We start from the raw sequence: 4,469 nt of genomic DNA on the forward strand, positions 1-4,469 counted from the left end.
ACAAGGAACTAATTCAGCATCACGTAAAGCTTTAGTAGACTTTTTGCCCACGTTTTCTCTTTTTGTACCTTGAATTGTAATAGATTTCATTATAAAAATGTTTAAATTTTAAAGTGTGCAAATATACAGAATTTTCTGAAATTGCGAAATATTTATTTTTAGATGATAAATTTATCACTAATTGAGTGGTGCTCGTGTACACTTTTCATAACATCTGCGAAAAGTGGTGCACAGCTCAATACTTTAATTTTTGATGATAAACCTTCTTTAATTGGAATAGTATCTGTTACAATAACTTCCGAAATTTTAGAGTTCTGAATATTATCATAAGCCTTTCCTGATAATACTGGATGTGTTGCAATAGCTCTTACAGATTTAGCACCTTTTTCCATTAGGATGTCGGCAGCTTTGCAAAGTGTACCAGCTGTGTCAATCATATCATCGATAAGGATAACGTTTTTGTTGGTTACATCACCAATCAATAACATTTCTTCAACAACATTTGCTTTTTTTCTTTCTTTATAACAAATTACAACTTCTGCACCTAGATGGCTTGCGTAGTTTTTAGCTCTTTTTGCACCTCCCATATCCGGCGAAGCAATTGTTAAATCTTCTAGATTAAGCGATTGGATATAATCTACAAAAATTGTCGAAGCGTAAAGGTGATCTACTGGAATTTCGAAGAAACCTTGGATTTGATCTGCGTGTAAATCCATTGTCATAATTCTTGTTGCACCAGCAGCAGTCAAAAGGTTGGCAACTAATTTTGCGCCGATTGGTGCTCTTGGCTTGTCCTTTCTGTCTTGTCTTGCAAGTCCATAATAAGGAAGTACAACGGTGATGTTTTTAGCAGAAGCTCTTTTAGCAGCGTCAATCATTAACAAAAGTTCTAAAAGATTGTCTGCTGGCGGAAAGGTAGAACCGATTAGGAATACACGTCCACCTCTTACAGATTGTTCTAAAATTGGCTCGAATTCACCATCGCTAAAATCTTGGATGATAATATGACCTAGTTCTTGGCCATAGTTTTCAGCGATTTTTTCAGCTAAGACTCTACTGGTTCTTGTTGAAAATAGATAGCTGGGTTGTAGATCTGACATTTTACTTTTTATTTTTTGCAAATTTAATAAAAAATAAACCACTCGAAAATCAAGTGGTTTAAATTTATAAAGAATAATTGGTGTTAATTTTAATTCGGGAATGTTACTCCAGAATATTTGTTAGGGTCAACTTCTGGTAAAGTTGATTTGTATTGCTTGTTGATTTTTTGAATAAATTCGTTCGCAATAATAGCATAACCTCTACCTGTTAAATGTACACCGTCTAGTGAGAAAGCTCCTCCTGTTACAAATGTTGCTGTGTATTTTACACCATTCCATTGGATACCAGATTTGCTTGCCAATTCTTTCATTTTCGCGTTAGCATCTACAAAAGCGTAGCCATTTGCTGCTGCTGCTGCTTTGATGGTTTCGTTATAACTTGTAATTGCTGCATTCACTTGAGTTGCTTCAGCAGCTGTTAGTACATATCTGTCAGCAAAAGGATATGCGATACCTTTAGCGCCTAAAGTAGCTGGAATGCCAGGAGGTAATGTTTGAGTTGTTCCAATTGCATTTTTAGTTGACAATGGAATCAAGTCACTTTCTTTTGCTTGTCTTGCTTGTCCGTAAGTTGCACCAAGATAAGTTGCTAAAGCTGCTAAAGTTGGGTTTCCAGAGTTTGCAGCGGCATAGGTAATCGCTTGTCCCACGTCAGGGATATTTTTATCTTTAATCAAAAGTGGGTTAGGTGCCGTTTTGCTCAATATTTGAATTCTGTCGCCCACACCAATTGCTTTTAAGATTTGAGCTAAAGGACCATAAAGGCTTGTGTTCAATTGATCGATTGTAGCATTTCCGACAGCTACGTCACCTTTTCCAAGAACAGATGCTGTTAGTGGATTGTATGGAACAGTTGTTAGATTTGGGATTGTTGTTACATCTGGGATATTAGCAATAACACCTTTTGCTTTTGTTGAAGCAATTTGAGCAATTAATGCATTATAATATGTTTTGAATTGGTCTGGAGGTGTTAAAGTTTCTACAGATGGATCAGCTCCTGATAATGCATAAAGTAGTGCGTCATTATTACCAATCCATAGGGAGAAGAATGTTGGTTTTTGAGCTAAGAAATCTGCTATTACAGAAGTTTGAGGTGTAGTCGCAAATCTTGTAAAATAAGGGTTTGCGGTTCCGGTTGCAAGACCTGCAGGATTTCCATAACCAGGTGCTAATAGGTGTGCTACTTTTGCACCAGGAACGCCCATGTTTTGATAAGGTCCACCCGCAGTCACGTTGTCCAAAGCAGCGCCAGGTGCTGTTGGACCAGGTGTTAGTGCTCCGTTTACTACTGATAGAACGTATTTACCACCGAAATCTCCAGTTGTTGGATTGAATAGATTTGTAAATCCACCAGAATTGTTTGGCATCATAGGTTGTTTGAAGTCACCGCCACCAGCTAATTTCATTTGCTGTGCAATCATAGAAGGATAAGATTCCTTTTGACCATCACTATATAATGCGTTGTCTCTGTAACCAGAAGTAAGAGAGTTACCTAATGAAATGTATTTTGAGAAGTCAGCGTCTCCGTTAGTTACTTTGATGTCTTTAACATCTGTGTCGAAATCTGTTTTACAACTTTGCGTTGCTAATAAAGCAGAAATGCTAAATATTGAAAATAATATCTTTTTCATAGTGATTTAAAATTTTAGAACGCGTTATAAGATAGACCTAGACCGAAGTAGAAAGCTTTTGCTTTTGCTTGTCCAATGAAGTTATAGTACGTGTTATTAACGTGGCGACTTTGTGGCATTGCGTAAGCACCAGCAACATCAACTCCCAATTTGTTAAACTTAAATCCAAGACCTCCTGTAATTACATAAGAGTTGAATGAAGGTGTTTCCGCGATAAAGTTTTTGTTAGAGTATGGTGACTCGTCGTAGTAAGCTCCCAATCTACCAGCAATCATGTCGTTAAACATATATTGCGTACCAAGTCTGAAAGTCTTAGTGTTTTTGAAGTTTTTAGGTGTTACCAAAACTGTAGGATCATTTGGCTGGTTTCCAACTGGAGCGTGCTCGAAGTCCAAAGTTAGTTTTTCATATCTAGACCAACCAGTATAGTTAAAGTCTGCTGACACTAACCATTTTGGTGTAATCTTATATGTTGCTCCTAATGTATATTCCTCAACTAAAGGAAGTGTTGCTGTGAATTTATCTTTTCCGTTAGCATCAAGACCAAGATTAGAATACAAAGATTTAGGAATGTTAAATGTCGCTGTACCATTTTTGGCTTTCATGTCAACTGGCGAACGGTATGCAACACTCAAGTCAAGTTTTTCGTTGGGTTGGAAGTAGAAACCAAAACCGAAACCAGAACCAGAAGCTTTTTCATCATTAATATTTAGGCTTCCTCCAAAACCAGTAACTGCTTTGTCCCAATCTACTTTTCCTTTTGCGTAGATATAGCTTGCTCCAAATGACGCCCAGGGTGCTAACTTAAATGAAACCATTGGTTGGAAAAAGAAGCTTTTAAGTTCCATTTTTTGCACCATTTCTGCGCCCTCCCAAGTGCTAGGCCATTCGATTGTACTACCGAAAGGTGTTGAGAAGTTAAAACCTACTGAAACATCATTTGAGATTTTGTAAGCAACAGCTGCGTATAGTGGCGTACCAATTGGGTTATCCGTAGATGTTGATTGTAAAGTATTAAGATTTTGGAATGTTACTTTGTTTAAAGCTCCGAAACCACCTGCAACAACGCTAAACTTAGCTGGGATAAAAGACATACCTGCAGGGTTGAAGAAAGTAACACTTGCATCTTCGGCATGCGCACTTGTGTGTGCCATCGCAAGTTGCTTAACTCCTTGTAGAGAAACACGGAATCCACCTGCGTATGATAAAACACCTGCTGCTAAAGCCGTTGTTATAAGTAATTTTTTCATAGAAGTAATGTTATATTATGGTCAAATATAAAATTATTTTTTTTAAGAATGTTAAAATTTTATAAAATTAACTAAACACTCATTTAATTTTTAAGCTTGTTTAATTTTTATTTTTTGATAAATAGTTTTTCTATGGCTATATTGTAGAGGTTTGTTGTTTGTAATGATTTAGTTTGTTTAATATTAAACATTGCAATGCGAACCATAGTAAACTTATGTTAAATGAAGTTTTAATTATTTAACTATCAAGTTGTTTTATTGTTAAATGTTAATTGTTTTGAATGAAATTTTAAACTAAATGCAAATTCAGTATTTATTAAATCGGCAATACAACTTTAATCAAAAAAAGTTAACTTTGCGAGAATAATATATTTTAATATGAGTTGTGGATGTAAGACATCCGGCGATTCAGGACATTCATGTGGAACAAAATCCTCGAATGGATGTAGCAGTGTAGATACTTGTGGAAATAGCTATAAATTAAATGT

Annotated in this window: 3 protein-coding genes and 1 pseudogene; all 4 read right to left on the reverse strand. The window is 35.9% G+C overall.

Features of this window, described 5'->3' with window-relative positions; translation table 11 throughout:
* Nucleotides 1–90 (reverse strand): annotated as a pseudogene (locus Q1V95_RS00310) (50S ribosomal protein L25); the annotation flags it as partial.
* 68 nt (nucleotides 91–158) lie between these two features.
* Nucleotides 159–1,100: a ribose-phosphate pyrophosphokinase gene (locus Q1V95_RS00315; RefSeq protein WP_300668919.1), complete on the reverse strand. Its 942-nt coding sequence runs from the start codon at nucleotides 1,098–1,100 to the stop codon at nucleotides 159–161.
* A gap of 89 nt (nucleotides 1,101–1,189) precedes the next feature.
* On the reverse strand, nucleotides 1,190–2,731 hold the full coding sequence (locus Q1V95_RS00320; protein ID WP_300668921.1) for an SGNH/GDSL hydrolase family protein: 1,542 nt from the start codon (nucleotides 2,729–2,731) through the stop codon (nucleotides 1,190–1,192).
* Nucleotides 2,732–2,745: 14 nt separating this feature from the next.
* A complete protein-coding gene (locus Q1V95_RS00325; RefSeq protein ID WP_300668924.1) occupies nucleotides 2,746–3,981 on the reverse strand; it encodes an outer membrane protein transport protein in 1,236 nt (411 codons plus the stop codon).
* Nucleotides 3,982–4,469: the final 488 nt, after the last annotated feature.

The sequence above is a fragment of the Soonwooa sp. genome, from assembly GCF_030151385.1.
Classification (GTDB): domain Bacteria; phylum Bacteroidota; class Bacteroidia; order Flavobacteriales; family Weeksellaceae; genus Soonwooa.